This window comes from Streptomyces sp. NPDC058289 (assembly GCF_042880975.1).
GTDB classification, from domain to species: Bacteria; Actinomycetota; Actinomycetes; order Streptomycetales; family Streptomycetaceae; genus Streptomyces; species Streptomyces stoeckheimensis.
Map to the genome: position 1 here is coordinate 39,021 of NZ_JBHVYI010000020.1, position 18,817 is coordinate 57,837.

Here is an 18,817-nt window from a genome sequence, read left to right on the forward strand (position 1 = left end):
GTCGCGAACAGCAGGCTGCCGGCGGTGCCCCACGGCGCCGCCGGCTCCCTGCTGTCGTGGAGTTATCCACAGGGGTTTCCGGATCCGGTCGGACACGGGACCTTCGGGACATGACGAACAACAACCACGAAGCGGCACGCACCCCGTCCGACCCCTCGTCCCCCTCGTCCCCCTCGCCCACCGGCTCGTCCGGAGGCGTCGACGCATCCCGGATCACCCTGCGCAGTCCGGCCGAACTGGCCGACGCGCTGCCCTACATGCTCGGCTTCCATCCGAGCGACTCCCTCGTCATGGTCGCCGTCCACGGGGAGGCCGGCCGCTTCGGCGGCCGGCTCCGTGTGGGCATTCCCGCAGCCCCCGAGGAGTGGGAGGACACCGCCCGGCAGGTCGCCGACTGTCTGATCCGCGGCAGCGTGCGACGCGGATCCAGGCCCGACGGCATCATCGTCTTCCTCTGCCAGGACCCGCAGCGCGGCGACAGCGCGCAGCGGGTGATGACCAGGCTGCGCCCGCTCGCCCAGCGGATCCGGCTGGCCTGCGGGGCCCTGGACGTGCCCGTACTGGAGGCCCTGTGCCTCTCCGCCGGGCGGTACTGGTCCTACTGCTGCCCGGACGGGCGGTGCTGCCCCGCCGAGGGCACTGCGCTGGCCGCGCCGGGCACCTCGGTGATGGCGGCCGCGGCCACGTACGCGGGACTCCAGGTGCGCGGCTCCCTCCGGGAGATCGAGCGCAGGCTGACACCGCTGCGCGGGACGGTGGCCGGCGAGATGGAGGGGGCCCTGGACCGGGCGGCCGTCGCGCTGGTGCCGAAGATCCTCGACGGGGCCACCCGGGAGGAGGTGGGGGCCGAGACCGTCCTGCTCGCCCGCGCGCTGATCCAGCGCATGACCCTCGCGCCGCCGTCCGAAGGCGGCCCCGGAGCCGATGCCTGGGACGACGGGCTGCTGGGCCACGACGAGGCCGCCTCGTTGATCCTCGGACTCCAGGACCGCGAGATCCGCGACATCGCCGCCGAGTGGATGGAGGGCGAGGAGGCGGCCCCCGCCCTGCGGCTCTGGCGCGCCCTGGCCAGGCGCTGCGTCGGGGCCTACGGGGAGCACGCGGCGGCTCCCCTCACCCTGGCGGGCTGGGTCTCCTGGTCCACCGGGGACGAGCCGACGGCCAGGATCGCCCTGGGGCTGGCCCTGCGGGCGGACGACGGGTATCGCTTCGCGCAGCTGCTCCACCATGCCTGCAACGAGGGGATCGACCCGGAGGGGCTGCGGGAGTGCCTGCGGGAGGAGCGGCGGCGCCGGGAGCCGCGCCGGGGTCGCCTGCCCGCAGGAACCCGGCGGGCGGGCTCCGTCACCAGGCCGCCCGCCCGCCCGGGCGGGACGGGCAGGACGAGCAGCCGCCGGGAGTCCGGGAGCACGGCGGGGAGCGAGCAGTGAAGCGCGGGTGGGGCTGGGGCGGGGGCCGGTGCCGCGGCCGGGTCGCGGGCCGGGATTCGGGCCGGGATGTGGGCCGGGGTTCGGACCGGGACATGGGCCGGGACATGGGCCGGAATATGGGTCAGGATTCGGGCCGGGGCTCGGGCCGGGTTGCGGACCGCAGGCGGGTGCGGGTGCGGGAGCGGGTCCGTGGTCGGGGTGGAGGCGGCTGCGTGGGCCGGGTGCGTGGTCGGGGTGAGGGCTGCGGGGCCGTGCTCCGGGGGTGGCTGCGGGAAGGGGCACGAGCGGTCCTGCGGCGGCCGCCCCCGCGAAGGCCGGTGCTCCGCCGGGCGCAGCCCCCACCGGGGCCCGTGACCCGGGCGGGGGCGGGGGCGTTGCGCTGGGGGGAGGTGGGGATCCGGCCGCGCCGCCGCCCAGCCGACCCACCCGGAGCGCAGACAAGGCGACCCATGTCTCACCCCGTACCCCCTGCCCGCGTAGCCCCCTCCCGCAGGGCCGACCTGCCGCCCGTGCACGGTGCGGTCATCTGCGTCTCCGCGCCGTGCCTGGTCATCTCGCCCGAGCACGGCCAGCTCACCGGGCGGGGGGTCGACGGGATCTACCGCGCCGGGCTAAGGCTGCTGTCCCGTTGCGTGCTGCGCGTCGCCGACCGGGACCCGGTCGCGGTCCAGGGCCGCAGCCTCGGCGCCGACCGGGCCTCCTTCACCGCGACCGTCCGCACCGGAGCGGAGCCCGGGCCCGATCCCGACGTCGGAGTCGAGCGGATCCGGCACGCCGACGGCACCGAGCGGATCACCCTGCGCAGCTTCACCGGCCGGCCCCTGCGGATCCCGGTCGAGGTCTCGCTCGGCACCGATCTGGCGGAGCTGGCCGACGTGGCCGCCGGCCGGGTCGGGCCCGAGCTGCCCGCAGCCGTGCACGCCGCCGGGCTGCGCTGGACCAACGGCGAGGCCCAGGCCGTCACCGCGGCCGAGCCGCCTCCGGACGACGCGCTGGCCTCGGCCGGGCTGCTGCGCTGGCAGCTCGAACTGCGCCCCGGCGAGTCCCGCACCATCGAGTTGCGGACCACCCGGGACCGAGGGGCCCGGGCCCCCGCAGGACAGGTGGCCAATCCGCTGTCCGACGACGCCCGCGCGGAGGGCGACGACCCGCGGGCCGAGGCATGGCTGCGCACGAGCGTGCAGGACCTGGGCGCCCTCCTGCTCAGGGACCCGAAGCAGCCGGCCGACAGCTATGCGGCGGCCGGAGTGCCGTGGCGGCTCGGGTTGGCCCCGGCGGAGTCCCTGTGGGCCGCCCGCATGGCGCTCCCGCTCGGCACCGGACTGGCAGCCGCGACCCTGCGGATCCTGGCCCGGACCCAGACCGGAGGTCGGGGCGCCGACGCGGGGAAGATCCCGGGGCCGCTCAGGGGGGCCGGGCCGCAGTTGCCCCCGGGGTGCACCGGGACCGAGGCGACGCTCGCCTTCCCCGCGGTGCTCGCCGAAGCCCGGCTCTGGGGGATGCCCGAGGCGGAGGTGGCCCAGCTGCTCCCCGCCGCCGAGCGGTGCCTGGAGTGGATCCGGGGCGCCTTCGGGGAGGACGGCTTCCTGGCCGATCCCGATCCGGGACCCCGGCGCTGTGAAACCCAGGCCCACGCCCATCGCGCCCTGCTCCTCGGGGCCGACCTGCTCACCGGGTGCGGGCGGCCCGGAGCCGAGGAGTGGCGGGACCGGGCGGCCGCGCTGCGGGAGCGGTTCGCAGCCCGCTTCTGGGTCGACGGCCCGGACGGCGGCCGGCCCGCGGCGGCCCTGCACCCCGACGGGCGGCCCCTGCCCCGGCTGACGGGGGCCGCCGCCCACCTGCTGGACACCGGACTGCCCGGCGGCGGCCGGCTCGCGCGCGGGCTGCTCGACCGGGTCCGCACCGAGCAGCTGGCTCGGCTGCTGGGAGCCCCCGCGATGGATTCCGGTTGGGGGCTGCGCAGCATGGGGGTCCGCGAGCCGGGGCACAACCCGTTCGGGTACCGCTCGGGCGCGGTGCGGCCGTACGAGAGCGCGGTCGCCGTGGCCGGTCTGGCCCAGGCGGGCTTCGAGAAGGAGGCCACCGGCCTGCTCCGGGGCCTGCTGGACGCGGCGGAGGGCTTCGGGTACCGCCTCCCGGAGATGTACGCGGCCGAGCAGCGCACCGAGGGCAGCGCTCCGCTCCCGCATCCGGCGGCCTGCCGGCCGGCGGCGGTCGCGGCCGCCGCGGGGATCCACGTCCTGACCGCGCTGGCCGGTATCCGTCCGGACGCCCCCGCCGGCACGGTCGCCCTCGTACCGCTCCCCGGTGCTCCGCTCGGCGGGCTCCGCCTCTCCGGGCTGCGGGTTTCGGGGGAACCCTTCGCCGTCCGGATCAGCCGGCTGGGCCTGGGCATGGTGGAGGAGGCCGCCGATGCACTGCAACTGGGCGGGTAGGAGGCGCCCCGCCGATCGGGCCGCATCGGGCCGGGGCTTCCGGTTCCCGGGTCCGAAGATCCCCAAAGCTCTGTTTATCGTCAGGCAGACGACTATGATCGCGTCATGTCGCCCTACGACCCGTCGGCCTTTCCGCCCTTCGCCGTCACCGTCGACCTGGTCGTGCTCACCGTGCGGCGCCATGCGCTCTGCGCGTTGGTCATCCGACGGGGTGAGCAGCCGTTCCAGGGACGCTGGGCGCTGCCCGGCGGCTTCGTCCGCGGGGACGAGGACCTGTCGGCGGCCGCGGCCCGCGAACTGTCCGAGGAGACCGGCCTCTGCGCCCATGACCCGGCCGCTCCGGACGTGGGCAACGGGGCGCACCTCGAACAGCTGGCCACCTATGGTGATCCGAAGCGGGATCCGCGCATGCGCGTGGTCAGCGTCGCGCATCTGGTGCTGGCTCCGGATCTGCCCGCCCCCCGGGCCGGCGGCGATGCCAACAGCGCGCGCTGGGCCCCCGTCGACGAGCTCCTGTCCACGGACGGCCAGACCGGCGCCGGACTCGCCTTCGACCACGAGCAGATCCTCGCCGACGGGGTCGAGCGGGCCCGCTCGAAGATCGAGTATTCCTCGCTGGCCACCGCCTTCTGCCCGCCCGAGTTCACCGTCGGCGAGCTGCGCCGGGTCTACGAAGCGGTCTGGGGAGTCGCCCTAGACCCCCGCAACTTCCACCGCAAGGTCACCGGCACCCCCGGGTTCCTGGTCCCGGCCGGGGGCACGACGACGCGTCAGGGCGGCCGTCCCGCCCAGCTGTTCCGGGCCGGCGGGGCCACCCTGCTCAACCCGCCGATGCTGCGCCCGGAAGTCTGACGCACGGGCGCCCCACACCACCCCCGGGCCACCCGAGCCGGTGGCCCGGCCGGTATCCGGGCTCGCACGGCCGTGGGCGACGGCTCCGGCGCCGACACGGGCGAGACGTGCGACAGCCTGCGCCTTAAATCGGACATATCGCGTTATCTTGTTAGCGGTATTCACCCTGCCGCAGAGCGGTCTCACCCCCCGCGAGAGAAGCGATGCTCCAGGCCATCGGACTCACCAGCACCCCCCGCCGAAACCAACCGCCCCTCGTGGACGACCTCACCTTCGAGGCCCGCCCCGGGAGCGTGACCGCACTGCTCGGCGAGCCCGGCTCGGGCAAGACCACCGCGCTGCGGCTCATGCTCGAACTCGAACCGGGCCGCGGAGTCACCTACTTCCGCGGGCGCCCCCTGCACCGGATCCCGCATCCGGGCCGCGAAGTCGGCGTGCTCCTCGGCGATCTCCCCGGCAACCCCTCGCGGACCGTGCGCGGCCAGCTGCGGATGCTCTGCGCCGCGGCCGGCGTGCCGGCCGCGCGGGCCGACGCCATGCTGGAGGTCGTCGGCGTCGCGGGACTGCGCGACCAGCGGCTCGGCTCGCTCTCGCTCGGCATGGAGCGCAGGGTCGCGCTGGCCGCCGCCCTGCTCGCCGACCCCTGCACGCTCCTCCTCGACGAGCCCGCCGCCGGGCTCTCGCCCCGTGAACGGAGCTGGCTGCACGGGCTGCTGCGGGGCCACGCCTCCCTCGGCGGCGCGGTGCTCTTCACCACCGACGACGCGAAGGAGGCCGCCCGCAGCGCGGACCGGGTGGTGAGCATCGAGTCGGGCCGGCTCGTCGCCGACCAGGACGCCGCCGAGTTCGCCCGGACCAGGCTCAGGCCGCGGGTCGCCGTACGCACCCCGCACGCCGCCCGGCTGGCCGACGTACTGGGCCGGGAGGCGCGGGCCGCCCAGCGCACGGTGGAGATCGTGGAGGAGAGCGGCAGCCGGCTGTCCGTCTACGGCAGCAACTGTGCCGAGGTCGGCGAGGCCGCCTTCCGGCACGGTGTGCTGGTCCACCAGCTCGCCGACGAGACCGGCGACGCGGGAGCGCAGCCGTCGCTGCCGCGCGCCCGGGACCACGCCGGATCCGGGGCTCCGGCCGCGGCCGCCGACGGAACGCCGGCCGCGTCCGGAGCAGGTGGCGGCGACCGGCCCCGCTCCGGACGCTCCGCCCGCCCCGCCCGATCGAGTGGGCCCGCCTCGGCCGTGCGCCGGCTCGGCGGCCCGCTGCGGCCCCTGCGCTACGAGCTGCACCGGACCTTCGGCACCGCCACTCCCGTGCTCACCGCCGCCTTCGTCGTCGCCGTCTCCGTCGTCACCGCGCTGGTGCTGGCCCGGTTCGGCCACACCCCGCAGAACCGGTTGCTCGCCGCCTGGCCGGAGTTGCTCCCGCTGCCGCCCGCGGCGCTCGGGGCCGGACTGCTCGGAGCCCTGGCCTTCGGCGAGGAGTACCGCTACCCCGCGCTCGCCGCCGACCGCGGCACGGTCCCGCGCCGACTCGGGCTGCTCACGGCGAAACTCGGCGTCAGCGCCGCCCTGGCGCTGCTGCTCGGCGCCCTCGCCGTGACCGCGGACGCCGCCGCCCTGACGCTGGTGTTCGGCAGCGGGCCGCTCCGTACGCCCGCGGAGTGGGTCTCCCCGGCCGCGAGTTGGGCGGGGCTGCTCATCGGCTGCGCCTGGTCCGGAGTCCTGGCCTCCGGGGTCTTCCGGTCCGCTTCCGCCGGTCTGGCCGCGGTGCTCGCCGTACCGGTCATGGTCGTACCGCTGGTGCGCAAGGCCCTGGACGGCCCGTCCGCGTACCCGGTCGCCGGACTCGCGGAGCGGCTGCGCGGCCTGGCCTGGGCGCAGTGGCCGCCGGAGGCGGACCGGGTGGTCCTCGGGGCGATCCGGGTGATGGCCCAACCGGTCGGCACCGCGCTGGTGTTGTCGCTGATGGTCCTGTTGTGCGCCTATGGGTTCACAGGACTGCGCGGCCGCGTCCGTTTGTGAGGGATCGTTGGTGATCGTTCCGGTGCCGGTCCGGACCCAACGGGACCGTTGTGGTCCACATCAGGCCCGGCGGACCGCAACTCCCCGCAAAAGGCCCGGTTTTTTACGATAAGTCGTCAATTGCGTAGGTGGCACCGATCACCCTTTCGTGTGCTTTTCACCAAAGACCTCAAGGGTCGCCGAGACACGGCCGACAAAGGATTCGTGAGTACCCTTGCGCACACCATGATGACCGCCGCCCGCCATGCCGATTCCGGCCTCGCCGGCGCGGGCGAACTCGACCGCTACCCCTACCCGGAGGCCTCGGGGGCCGACCGGGTGGGAGTGCCCCACTGGGACGGATCCGACGTCGAGTTGAGCCGGGTCGGCCGCCGCGCCGCAGGCAGCCGCGGCCGCGGACTGCACGGCCAACTCGTCCAGCAGCTCGGCCAGATGATCGTTTCCGGCGACCTCGGTGCGGACCGCCCGCTGGTCCCCGAGGAGATCGGGCAGCGTTTCGAGGTCTCCCGCACCGTCGTCCGCGAATCCCTGCGCGTCCTCGAGGCCAAGGGCCTCGTCAGCGCCCGCCCCAACGTCGGCACCCGGGTCCGCCCGGTCGCCGACTGGAACCTGCTCGACCCCGACATCATCGAGTGGCGCGCCTTCGGCCCGCAGCGCGACGACCAGCGCCGTGAGCTGGGCGAGCTCCGCTGGACCATCGAACCGCTCGCCGCCCGCCTCGCCGCCGGCCACGGCCGGCCGGAGATCCAGCAGCGCCTCGCCGACATGGTCGAGATCATGGGACACGCTCTCGGGCAAGGTGATTCGATCACCTTCGCGCGTGCGGACAACGAGTTCCACGCCCTGCTCATCCAGGCCGCGGCCAACCGCATGCTGGAGCACCTCTCCGGCATCGTCTCCGCCGCCCTGCAGGTGTCCGGCAGTCCCGTCACCTCCTGCGACCGCCCCAGCGAGACCTGCGTCGCGCACCACGCGCGCATGGTCGAGGCCCTGGCCGCCGGTGACGCGTTGGGCGCGGAGAACTCCATGCGCCAGCTCCTGACGGTGCATCCGGAGGTCGAGCGCGTGGTCCCCGCCCCGCGCGAGCACTGACGGGCCGCAGCGCACGGCGCGGGCGTGTCGATGGGCCGCCGGTCCCCGGCGGCACCCCAGGACGGAGTCCGGGGAGGGTCCGGCGGCAGTGGAGTCCGGCTCCCCGCCGGGGTTCTGAGCGCCCCGGTCGGTTCCCGGCTCCGGTCCGCGGCCGCCGGGAGGCCGAATCCGGGGAGTCGTCCGGCCCGCGAAACGGGGCGTGTTCGGGCAGACCGGACGTGCAGAAATCACGGTATGACCGGCATGGCATCAAACGGGGTGTGACTCGGGCCACGAAGATTGGGCGTAACGCTCCGCGAGGTCACGCGATGACCTAAGAGGTGATGGCCGACGGAGGGAAGACAGCAGCCCTTGGGGATGCTGTGCAGCTCCCCGGCCCCTGCCCGCGCCCCCGGCCCATCCCCAGTCGGTGGTCGTCGGCTCCGGTCCAGCACCACCAGGCCGGGGTCGGAAGCCGTTTCCATCGTTCCGAGAGGTTGTTCGTGTCGGCCAGCACATCCCGTACGCTCCCGCCGGAGATCGCCGATTCCGAGTCTGTGATGGCGCTCATCGAGCGGGGCAAGGCCGAGGGGCAGATCGCCGGCGATGACGTGCGTCGGGCCTTCGAGGCTGACCAGATTCCTGCGACCCAGTGGAAGAATGTTCTGCGCAGCCTCAACCAGATCCTCGAGGAAGAGGGTGTGACGCTGATGGTCAGTGCCGCGGAGTCGCCCAAGCGCACCACCCGCAAGAGCGTCGCAGCGAAGAGCCCCGTCAAGCGGACGGCCACCGAGCCCGTCGCCAAGAAGGCGGCGGCCAGGACGGCGGCCGCGCCCGCCGTGGCCGAACCCGACACGGTGACCGAGGCGGCGGAACCGGGGCTCGTCGACGCCGACGCCCTCGCGGAGGGGACCGCGACCGAGCCCGCCGCCAAGAAGACCGCGGCGAAGAAGACGGCGGCCAAGAAGGCCGCGCCCGCCAAGAAGACCGCGGCGAAGAAGACGGCGGCGAAGAAGACCGCCGCCAAGAAGGACGCCGACGAAGCGGGCGACGAGGAGTCCGCGGAAGACGGTCCCGGAGCCGCCAAGGCCGAGTCCGAGGACGAGGAGGAGGGCGCCGAGAGCAAGGGCTTCGTCATCTCGGACGACGAGGACGACGCCCCGGCCCAGCAGGTCGCCGTGGCCGGCGCCACCGCCGACCCCGTCAAGGACTACCTCAAGCAGATCGGCAAGGTCCCCCTCCTCAACGCCGAGCAGGAGGTCGAGCTCGCCAAGCGCATCGAGGCCGGACTCTTCGGCGAGGACAAGCTCGCCAACTCCGACAAGCTGGCGCCCAAGCTCAAGCGCGAGCTGGAGATCATCGCCGAGGACGGCCGCCGGGCCAAGAACCACCTGCTGGAGGCCAACCTCCGCCTCGTGGTCTCCCTCGCCAAGCGCTACACCGGCCGCGGCATGCTCTTCCTGGACCTGATCCAGGAGGGCAACCTGGGTCTGATCCGCGCCGTGGAGAAGTTCGACTACACCAAGGGCTACAAGTTCTCCACGTACGCCACCTGGTGGATCCGGCAGGCGATCACCCGGGCCATGGCCGACCAGGCCCGCACCATCCGCATCCCGGTGCACATGGTCGAGGTCATCAACAAGCTGGCCCGCGTCCAGCGCCAGATGCTCCAGGACCTGGGCCGCGAGCCCACCCCGGAGGAGCTGGCCAAGGAACTCGACATGACCCCCGAGAAGGTCATCGAGGTCCAGAAGTACGGCCGCGAGCCGATCTCCCTGCACACCCCGCTCGGCGAGGACGGCGACAGCGAGTTCGGCGACCTCATCGAGGACTCCGAAGCGGTCGTACCGGCCGATGCCGTGAGTTTCACGCTCCTGCAGGAGCAGCTGCACTCGGTTCTCGACACGCTGAGCGAGCGCGAGGCGGGCGTGGTTTCGATGCGCTTCGGCCTCACGGACGGCCAGCCGAAGACCCTCGACGAGATCGGCAAGGTCTACGGGGTCACCCGCGAGCGCATCCGCCAGATCGAGTCGAAGACCATGTCGAAGCTCCGTCACCCGTCCCGGTCCCAGGTGCTGCGCGACTACCTCGACTGAGCCGGCCGGATCCGGACCGGGGCGCGGCGAGGGGTTCGCCGCAGGTCGTCGCCGGTGGTCGCGCGGGTGCGCACGGCCACCGGGCGTCCCACTCTGAGTGGAGTCATGCACACTCGGAGTCAGGAGGCCTCATGCGTCGTCCCTTTGCCCGTGTCCTGGCGGGAGCGCTGACCCTGGCGGCGGGAGCGGCGGCGGCGCCGCTCTCCCAGGCGCCGCGAGCCGCCGCGGACAGCGTGGTGATCGGCGGAACGCCGGTGAAGGTGGCCGATGCCCCCTGGGTCGTGGCCCTCGCGAGCCGTGACCGGTTCGGGGGTACGCGCGGCGGGCAGTTCTGCGGGGGCGTCCTCGTCAGCCCGACCAAGGTGGTGACCGCGGCCCACTGCCTGGGGCGCCAGGTGTTGGGCGGCCCGGTCGACTCCGTCCGCGATTTCCGGGTGATCACCGGGCGTACGGAGCTGCGCGCGGGCGAGGGCCGCGAGATCGCGGTGCGTTCCGCCCGGGTGAACCCGGCCTACGACCCGGGCAGCAATGCCGGCGACCTGGCGGTCCTGGAGCTGGCCGAAGCCGTGGCCGCGCAGAACGTGCTGCCGATGGCCGACCTCGGGCATCCGGCGTACGGCGCCGGCACCGAGGCCGCCGTATACGGCTGGGGCGACACCAGCGGCTTCGGCGACTACGCCTACGCGCTGCGGGCCGCCAGGGTGACGGTGCTGGCGGACGAGGTGTGCGGGCGGGCCTACCCGGGAGACGCCGACGGTCAGTACCGGGCCGACTCCATGGTGTGCGCGGGGGACCGGGACGGCGGCAAGGACGCCTGCCAGGGGGACAGCGGCGGTCCTCTGGTGGCCCGGGGCCGGCTGATCGGGCTGGTGTCCTGGGGGCGCGGCTGCGGGCGGGCGGACAGTCCGGGGGTGTACACCCGGATCGCACCGCTGATCGGTTTCGTCGCCGACTCCACCAACTCCGCCAGCGGCCCGGAGGCGGCCCGGAGGGAACTGGGCCGTCCTGGTGCCCGCGGAGGGCTGGGGGTGGGCGTACGCCCCGCTCAGGGGCCCGGGAGGGGCCTCGCGGCGGGGGACCGGCCGGCGCCGGGGCGCTGAACCGCGTCCGGGCATGAGGACGGGCGGTCCCTCTGGGTCGCAGAGGTACCGCCCGTCGACCGGCATCGCCGGTCCTGGCTCGTCGGATGCGAGGTGTAGGCCTTGTGTCAGCGGTCCTCGGGTTCGGCGGCACTGGCCGCCGGAGCGGACGTAAGCCGCTCGGTCTCATCCTGTATTTCCGCGGCGATCTTCTTGAGTTCCGGCTCGAACTTGCGTCCGTGGTGGGCGCAGAAGAGCAGTTCACCGCCGCTCAGCAGGACGACGCGCAGATATGCCTGGGCGCCGCAACGGTCGCATCGGTCAGCGGCCGTCAGCGGGGTCGCGGGTGTCAGAACAGTAGTCACGTCGCCTCTTCTCTAGCTCGACGAGCTGTCGTACCAGGGTCAACATCCAACCAGGCCGAAAACGTTCCCGCTCGCGGCTTTTCCTCGAAACTTCCTTCCGAAGCTGGCCGGCTGTTGCCGGTTGGCGGCGAAGGAGCCGTATTGCGTTGCTTTACGGTTTCGCGTTGTCAGGTCGTTCGCTTGTCGCAGTTCTGCCCTCTCCGGCTGAGTGCCGGTTGTGCATGAGGACGTGCCCGAACACTAAATGGTTCATGCGCGGAAGGGAACGTGATGTTTGCTTCACTCCCACGGGGGATCGAACATGCGTACGGAGCTGCACTAGGCTGACGAAGGGGCTGGGGTGGCGTTGCATCGGCTCTACCAGGCCTCGGTACCCTTCCAGCGGCAACCGAGCCACCACTGCGCCCGACCGGGCCAGAAAAAGAATTCAGCGAGGAGCGAACTGCGTGACCGCCGACACGTCCGTGCCTTCCAGCGCACTGCTGACCGGAGCAGACCGGGACGGCTCCAACTACACCGCGCGGCACCTGCTCGTCCTCGAGGGCCTCGAGGCCGTCCGCAAGCGCCCCGGCATGTATATCGGCTCCACCGACAGCCGGGGCCTCATGCACTGCCTCTGGGAGATCATCGACAATTCCGTCGATGAGGCCCTGGGCGGCTACTGCGACCACATCGAGGTGATCCTCCACGAGGACTCCTCCGTGGAGGTCCGCGACAACGGTCGCGGCATCCCCGTCGACATCGAGCCCAAGACCGGCCTCTCCGGCGTCGAGGTCGTCATGACCAAGCTGCACGCCGGCGGCAAGTTCGGCGGCGGGTCGTACGCGGCCTCCGGCGGCCTGCACGGCGTCGGCGCCTCCGTAGTCAACGCGCTCTCGGCGCGTCTGGACGTGGAGGTCGACCGGGGCAGCGCGACGCAGGCCATCAGCTTCCGCCGCGGCGTCCCCGGCATGTTCACCGAGCAGGGCCCCGACAGCCCCTTCGACCCCGCCAACGGCCTGCGCAAGGGCAAGCGGATCGCCAAGGGCAAGACCGGCACCCGGATCCGCTACTGGGCCGACCGGCAGATCTTCCTCAAGGACGCCAAGCTCACGCTGGACACGCTCTACCAGCGTGCCCGCCAGACGGCCTTCCTCGTGCCCGGCCTGACCATCGTGGTCCGCGACGAGCGGGCCCTGGAAGGGGCCGGCAAGACCGAGGAGACCTTCCGCTTCGACGGGGGCATCAGCGAGTTCTGCGAGTACCTCGCCCAGGACAAGGCGGCCTGCGACGTCCTGCGCCTGACCGGCACCGGCATCTTCAAGGAGACCGTCCCGGTCCTCGACGACCGCGGCCACATGACCCCCACCGAGGTCACCCGTGAGCTCGGCGTGGACATCGCCCTGCGCTGGGGCACGGGGTACGAGACGAACGTGAAGTCGTTCGTGAACATCATCGCCACCCCCAAGGGCGGCACCCACATCTCCGGCTTCGAGCGCTCGGTCACCAAGACCGTGAACGAGGTGCTGCGCTCCGCGAAGCTGCTGCGCGTCGCCGAGGACGACGTGGTCAAGGACGACGCGATGGAGGGCATGACGGCGGTCGTCACCGTCCGTCTCGCCGAGCCGCAGTTCGAGGGGCAGACCAAGGAGGTGCTCGGCACCTCGGCGGCCACCCGGATCGTCGCGGCCGTCGTCGCCAAGGAGCTCAAGGCCTTCCTGACCTCCACCAAGCGGGACGACAAGCAGCAGGCGCGCTCCGTGATGGAGAAGATCGTCGCCGCCGCCCGCACCAGGATCGCGGCCCGTCAGCACAAGGAGGCGCAGCGCCGCAAGACCGCGCTGGAGTCCTCCTCGCTGCCCGCCAAGCTGGCCGACTGCCGCAGCGACGACGTGGAGCGCAGCGAGCTCTTCATCGTCGAGGGGGACTCGGCGCTCGGTACGGCCAAGCTCGCCCGGAACTCCGAGTTCCAGGCGCTGCTGCCCATCCGGGGCAAGATCCTCAACGTCCAGAAGTCCTCGGTCTCGGACATGCTCAAGAACGCCGAGTGCGGGGCGATCATCCAGGTCATAGGAGCCGGCTCGGGCCGGACCTTCGACATCGACGCCGCCCGGTACGGGAAGATCGTCCTGCTCGTGGACGCCGATGTGGACGGCGCGCACATCCGCTGCCTGCTGCTCACGCTCTTCCAGCGCTACATGCGCCCGATGGTCGAGGCGGGCCGGGTCTTCGCCGCGGTGCCGCCGCTGCACCGGATCGAGCTCGTCCAGCCGAAGAAGGGCCAGGACAAGTACGTCTACACGTACTCGGACAACGAGCTGCGCCAGACCCTGCTCGAGTACCAGCGCAAGAACATCCGGTACAAGGACTCGATCCAGCGCTACAAGGGCCTCGGCGAGATGGATGCCGACCAGCTGGCGGAGACCACCATGGATCCCCGTTTCCGCACCCTGCGCCGGATCAACATCGGCGACCTGGACTCGGCCGAGTCGGTGTTCGACCTGCTCATGGGCAACGAGGTGGCTCCGCGCAAGGAGTTCATCACCAGCTCCGCTGCCACCCTGGACCGGTCGCGGATCGACGCCTGACCGGACCCGGAGCCACCGGGGGACCTCCGGTGGCACTTCCTCGGCCCTGGCACACCGGTGCTCTTCACTCCATCACCTGATGGAGTGAAGAGCACCGGGACACCAGTCCGGAAACCGTTCCTCCCGCACATCCTTGTGGGCACGCGGCCACTGCGGCGGCGGACAAGGAGAGTTCGGTGGACAAGCACGAAGGTCGTGATGCCGGAACGATCCGGCTGGACGACCCCTGGTACGACGCGCTGGCCGTCGGTTGGGGCGAGGGCGAGGGTGCCGGCGTAGGCGAGGGGCCCGGCGGAGCCGCGGGCGGTGGAGCGGAAACGTCACCGCCGAGCTCCTCCCCAGGTGGCGCGCCCGTGCGCGCGGCGTCCGACATCTACCTCGAAGTGCAGCGCAGCGCCGCCTTCCAGGAGGTGCGCGGCCGCTACCGGAGGTTCGTCGTCCCCGCCACCGTCGGCTTCTTCCTCTGGTACGTCGCCTACGTGATCGCCGCGACCACGGCGCCCGGCATGATGGCCCGGCCGGTGTTCGGATCCGTCAACGTGGCCCTGCTCGCGGGCCTCGGCCAGTTCCTCAGCACCTTCCTGCTGACCTGGGCCTACGCCCGCCACGCCCGGCTGCGGCGCGACCGCGCGGCGCTGGACCTGCGGTGGACGGTCTTCGAGCAGGAGCAGGTCCGCCGGGCGGACGCCGGGGAGCGCACCCACGCACGGGGGGCGGGCCGGTGACCACCGAACACCAGACCCTGGCGCTGCTCCTGTTCAGCGTCTTCATCGCCGTCACCCTGGGCATCACCACCTGGGTGAGCCGCAACCGGCACGGTTCGGCAGAGGAGTTCTACGCGGGCGGGCGCCTGTTCTCCCCGATGGAGAACGGTTTCGCCATCGCCGGCGACTACATGTCCGCCGCCTCCTTCCTCGGCATCTCCGGCCTCATCGCCCTGTTCGGCTACGACGGCCTGCTGTACTCGGTCGGCTTCCTCGTCGCCTGGCTGGTCGTCCTGTTCCTCGTCGCCGAACTCGTCCGCAACTGCGGCCGGTTCACCCTCGCCGACGTGGTCGCCGCGCGGATGAGCGAGCGGCCGGTGCGGATCGCCGCCGGGACCTCGTCGGTGGTCGTCTCCGTCCTGTACCTCGTCGCGCAGATGGTCGGCGCCGGCAGCCTCGTGGGCCTGCTGCTCGCCGATTCGGGCCGCGCCGCACGGACGTTGACCGTCATCGGGGTCGGTGCGCTCATGGTGATCTACGTGTCCTTCGGCGGCATGCGGGCCACCACCTGGATCCAGATCGTCAAGGCCGTGCTGCTGATGGGCGGGGCGATCACCCTGACGGTGCTCGTGCTGCTGCGCTTCCACGGGAACTTCGACCAGCTGCTCAGCAGCGCCGCCGAGCGCAGCGGGCACGGCGACCGGTTCCTGGGCCCCGGGCTCAAGTACGGAGGCGACTGGACGGCCCGCTTCGACTTCATGAGCCTCGGTCTCGCCCTGGTCCTGGGGACGGCCGGGCTGCCGCACATCCTGTCGCGCTTCTACACCGTGCCCACGGCGCGGGCGGCCCGCCGGTCGGTGGTGTGGGCGATCGGGCTGATCGGCGGCTTCTACCTGATGACCATCGTGCTCGGCTTCGGCGCGGCGGCGTTGCTCGGGCCGGAGGAGGTCAGGGCCTCCAACGCCTCGGGGAACACCGCGGTGCCGCTGCTCGCGGCCTTCCTGGGCGGCGGGGCCGACTCGACCGGCGGCGCGGTGCTGTTCGCCTTCGTGGCGGCCATCGCCTTCGCGACCATCCTCGCGGTGGTCGCGGGGATCACCCTCGCCTCGTCGGCCTCCGTCGCGCACGACCTGTACGCCTCGCTCAAGCGCCGCCACGCCCGTCAGCGCAGCGAGGTGGCGGTGGCCAGAGTGGCGGCGGTCGGGATCGGGGCGGTGGCGATCGCGCTCGGTCTGCTCGCCCAGGACCTGAACGTGGCCTTCCTGGTGGGTCTGGCCTTCGCGGTGGCGGCCTCGGCGAACCTGCCGGTGCTCCTGTACTCGCTGTTCTGGCGCGGGTTCACCACGCGGGGCGCCGTCTGGTCGGTGTACGGGGGGCTGCTCCCGGCCGTGCTGCTGGTGGCCTTGTCCCCCGTGGTCTCCGGCAGCCCCGAATCCCTGTTCCCGGGCGTGGACTTCCAGCTCTTCCCGCTCCAGAACCCGGGCATCGTGTCCATTCCGCTGGGCTTCCTGGCGGGCTGGCTGGGCACCGTGACCTCGGCGGAGGAGCCGGACGAGCGGCGGCACGCGGAGACCGAGGTCCGCGCTCTGACGGGCGCCGGGGCGGTGTAGGGCCCGACTGGCGGGGGAGCGGGACCGGCCGCCGACCGGCGTCAGCCGGTCGTGGGCGGACGCCAGGCGTAGCGGTGTTCCGGGCGGCCCGTTTCGCCGTACCGGAGGGCGAGGACGACGCGGCCGGCGCGGTCGAGGAGCTTGAGGTAGCGCTGGGCGGTCTGGCGGCTGATGCCCGCGCGGTCGGCGATCTGCTGGGTGGAGAGCGGGCCCTCGGCCGCGCGCAGGATCCCGCGGACCAGGTCGGCGGTGGTGGGGGAGTGGCCCTTGGGGAGGTCGCTCGGGGCATCGGCGCCGGCCGCGGCGAGGGCGCCGAAGATCCGGTCCACCTCCGCCTGTTCGGCCTCGCCGCCGGTGTCCAGGGTGCGGCGCAGGGCCCCGTAGGCCTCCAGGCGGGTGCGCAGTCCCGCGAAGGTGAAGGGCTTGACCAGGTACTGGAGGGCGCCGAGGCGCATCGCGGCCTGGACGGTGGCCAGGTCGCGGGCGGCCGTCACCATGATCACGTCGGTGTGGTGGCCGCGCTCGCGCAGGCGCCGGACCAGGTCGAGGCCGTTCTCGTCCGGGAGGTAGTGGTCGAGGAGGATCAGGTCCACGGGGCGGGAGTCCAGGAGCGCCAGCGCCTGCGCCGCCGAATGGGCCTGGGCCGACACGCGGAAGCCGGGCACCTTGGCCACGTAGGCCGCGTTGATCCGGGCGACACGCAGGTCGTCGTCGACGACCAGTACGTCAAAAGCGCTGGATGCGCCGGATGCACTGGGTGCATGGAAGCCGCCGGATGCGTCGAAGGTGCTCATCGCAGGGCCTCCGGGAGGACGACGGAGAATTCCGCCCCTCCGTCCGGCGCCTCGCCGGCCCGAACCGTGCCGCCCTGCCGTTCGGCCAGGCGCCGTACCAGGGCGAGGCCGAGACCGCGTCCGCGGTGGGCGCCGGCCTGGGGCTGCTTGGTCGACCAGCCCTCGGTGAAGATCTCCTCGCGGCGCTCCACCGGGACGCCGGGGCCGCTGTCACGCACCGACAGGACCGCCGTGCGGCCGTCCGCGCGGATGTCGACCTCGACCAGCGGCGCGGACGAGCCGACCGCGGCGTCCAGCGCGTTGTCGACCAGGTTGCCGAGGATGGTGACCAGGCCTCCCGGGTCGACGAGGCGGTCGGGCAGCAGCGCGGAGCCGGCCAGCCGCAGGGGGACCCCGCGCTCCGCCGCGATGGTGGCCTTGCCCATCAGCAGGGCGGCGAGCAGGGGGTCGTGCACCTTCTCGGTGACCTGCTCGGCGGTGCTGCGGTGCACCCCGACCACTTCCGTGACGAACTCGACGGCTTCCTCGTACAGGCCCAGTTCCAGCAGGCCGAGGAGGGTGTGGAGCCGGTTGGCGTGCTCGTGGTCCTGGGCGCGCAGGGCGTCGATCAGGCCCTTGGTGGAGTCGAGCTCGCGGCCCAGGTGCTCCAGCTCGGTGCGGTCGCGCAGGGTGGCCACGGCTCCGCCGTCCTCGGTGGGCATCCGGTTGGCGACCAGGACCCGGGCGCCCTGGACGGTGAGCAGGTCGCGGCCGGTGACCCGGCCGGTGAGGACGTCCGTGGTGCGGCCCGCGCCGAGCACCTCGTCCAGGGCGCGGCCCGTGGCGGCGCCGGCGGCTTCGGGTGCGAGGCCCAGGAGCCGGGCCGCCTCGTCGTTGACCAGCCGTACCCGGCCGCCCCGGTCGAGGGCGATCACGCCTTCGCGGATGGAGTGCAGCATCGCCTCGCGTTCGGCGAGCAGCCCCGCGATATCGGAGAAGGCCAGGTCGCGGGTCTGCCGGTGGATCCTGCGCGAGAGCAGGTAGGCGGCGAGGGCGCCCGCCGCGAGGGCGCCGCCGGCGTACGCGAGCAGGCCCGGGATGGCGCCGAGCAGGCGGCCCTGGACGCTGTCGTAGGCGATGCCGACCGACACGGCTCCGACGATCTCCCCGTCGGCGGCGAGCAGGGGGACCTTGCCGCGCGCCGAGCGGCCCAAGGTGCCCTCGTCGATCTCCATGACCTCGCGGCCGGCCAGGACCTCGCCGGGGTCGGTGGATACGGGCCGCCCGATGCGGTCGGGGCTCGGGTGTGAGCGGCGGATTCCGGCCAGGTCCAGGACCACCACGTACTCGGCGCCCGTGGCCGAGCGGATCCGCTCCGCGGAGGCCTGCACCGGGCTGTCCGGCGAGGGAGCCGAGCCGACGAGGCCGGCGGCCAGGGAGGGGTCGGCGGCGGCGCTCTGGGCGATGGCCAGGGCGCGCCGCATGGCCTGGTCGTCGAGCTGCGCGCTCAGTGGGGCCAGGAAGAGGCCGGTGGCCAGGGCGAGGACCCCGGCGGCGATGGCCAGCTGGGTCAGCAGGATCTGGGAGGCGGCCCGTCTGGGCAGCCCGAGGCGCCGGGCGCTCGTGTGGAGGAACTGCAGGGACCGCATGAGTACGAACCGTAGGCCGGTTCGGGCGTAAGCGGAATTTCTCCCCCTCACGCAAATGGCTTGCGTTATTTGCGCCCAGCTTGCGCAAGCGATGACCGCATAAAAGTGCGGTCAGGGATGTAGACGACTCGCCAAAGCTCTGCAACTCTCGCACCGCACACCGCAAAT

General features: G+C 73.0%; 13 protein-coding genes. 10 read left to right on the forward strand and 3 right to left on the reverse strand.

The genetic code is table 11. The features are described from left to right. The first annotated feature begins 110 nt into the window (after positions 1–110). The 7 genes from ACFVX6_RS13020 to ACFVX6_RS13050 all read left to right on the forward strand — a co-directional run bounded on the left by ACFVX6_RS13020 (position 111) and on the right by ACFVX6_RS13050 (position 11,002). The gene (locus ACFVX6_RS13020) at positions 111–1,430 is read left to right on the forward strand and encodes a DUF4192 domain-containing protein (RefSeq protein ID WP_389690740.1); all 1,320 of its coding nucleotides are present in this window, start codon (positions 111–113) and stop codon (positions 1,428–1,430) included. A 449-nt stretch (positions 1,431–1,879) separates the two neighbouring features. Further along, positions 1,880–3,865, forward strand: a complete 1,986-nt coding sequence (locus ACFVX6_RS13025) for a glycogen debranching N-terminal domain-containing protein (RefSeq protein WP_389690742.1) — start codon at positions 1,880–1,882, stop codon at positions 3,863–3,865. A gap of 105 nt (positions 3,866–3,970) precedes the next feature. Beyond that, entirely contained in the window at positions 3,971–4,717 is a 747-nt protein-coding gene (locus ACFVX6_RS13030) for an NUDIX domain-containing protein (RefSeq protein WP_250748883.1), read from the forward strand. A gap of 203 nt (positions 4,718–4,920) precedes the next feature. Next, a complete protein-coding gene (locus ACFVX6_RS13035; protein ID WP_389690745.1) occupies positions 4,921–6,735 on the forward strand; it encodes an ATP-binding cassette domain-containing protein in 1,815 nt (604 codons plus the stop codon). Between the two features lie 150 nt (positions 6,736–6,885). Beyond that, positions 6,886–7,827, forward strand: a complete 942-nt coding sequence (locus ACFVX6_RS13040) for a FadR/GntR family transcriptional regulator (protein ID WP_389690747.1) — start codon at positions 6,886–6,888, stop codon at positions 7,825–7,827. A 476-nt stretch (positions 7,828–8,303) separates the two neighbouring features. Continuing rightward, the gene (locus ACFVX6_RS13045) at positions 8,304–9,902 is read left to right on the forward strand and encodes an RNA polymerase sigma factor (RefSeq protein WP_389690749.1); all 1,599 of its coding nucleotides are present in this window, start codon (positions 8,304–8,306) and stop codon (positions 9,900–9,902) included. A gap of 131 nt (positions 9,903–10,033) precedes the next feature. Next, the gene (locus ACFVX6_RS13050; RefSeq protein WP_389690751.1) at positions 10,034–11,002 is read left to right on the forward strand and encodes a serine protease; all 969 of its coding nucleotides are present in this window, start codon (positions 10,034–10,036) and stop codon (positions 11,000–11,002) included. 107 nt (positions 11,003–11,109) lie between these two features. Here the strand turns inward: ACFVX6_RS13050 and ACFVX6_RS13055 are convergent, their stop codons facing one another. Then, positions 11,110–11,346 carry a hypothetical protein gene (locus tag ACFVX6_RS13055; protein ID WP_112449103.1) on the reverse strand — a complete coding sequence of 79 codons (237 nt, stop codon included), beginning with the start codon at positions 11,344–11,346 and terminating at the stop codon, positions 11,110–11,112. Positions 11,347–11,792: 446 nt separating this feature from the next. On the opposite strand from ACFVX6_RS13055, the gene ACFVX6_RS13060 reads away from it, so the two are divergent. The 3 genes from ACFVX6_RS13060 to ACFVX6_RS13070 all read left to right on the forward strand — a co-directional run bounded on the left by ACFVX6_RS13060 (position 11,793) and on the right by ACFVX6_RS13070 (position 16,227). Further along, a complete protein-coding gene (locus ACFVX6_RS13060; RefSeq protein ID WP_250746547.1) occupies positions 11,793–13,913 on the forward strand; it encodes a type IIA DNA topoisomerase subunit B in 2,121 nt (706 codons plus the stop codon). 176 nt (positions 13,914–14,089) lie between these two features. After that, a complete protein-coding gene (locus ACFVX6_RS13065) occupies positions 14,090–14,638 on the forward strand; it encodes a DUF485 domain-containing protein (RefSeq protein ID WP_389690753.1) in 549 nt (182 codons plus the stop codon). Further along, positions 14,635–16,227: a cation acetate symporter gene (locus ACFVX6_RS13070; protein ID WP_389690755.1), complete on the forward strand. Its 1,593-nt coding sequence runs from the start codon at positions 14,635–14,637 to the stop codon at positions 16,225–16,227. The genes ACFVX6_RS13065 and ACFVX6_RS13070 overlap by 4 nt, the downstream gene beginning before the upstream one ends. 41 nt (positions 16,228–16,268) lie before the next feature. On the opposite strand, the gene ACFVX6_RS13075 is transcribed toward ACFVX6_RS13070, so the two are convergent. Further along, positions 16,269–17,021 (reverse strand): response regulator, encoded by a 753-nt coding sequence (locus ACFVX6_RS13075; RefSeq protein WP_389690757.1) that lies wholly within the window; start codon positions 17,019–17,021, stop codon positions 16,269–16,271. Continuing rightward, positions 17,018–18,649 carry an ATP-binding protein gene (locus ACFVX6_RS13080; RefSeq protein ID WP_389690759.1) on the reverse strand — a complete coding sequence of 544 codons (1,632 nt, stop codon included), beginning with the start codon at positions 18,647–18,649 and terminating at the stop codon, positions 17,018–17,020. Before ACFVX6_RS13080 ends, ACFVX6_RS13075 begins: the two co-directional genes overlap by 4 nt. Between the last annotated feature and the right edge of the window lie 168 nt (positions 18,650–18,817).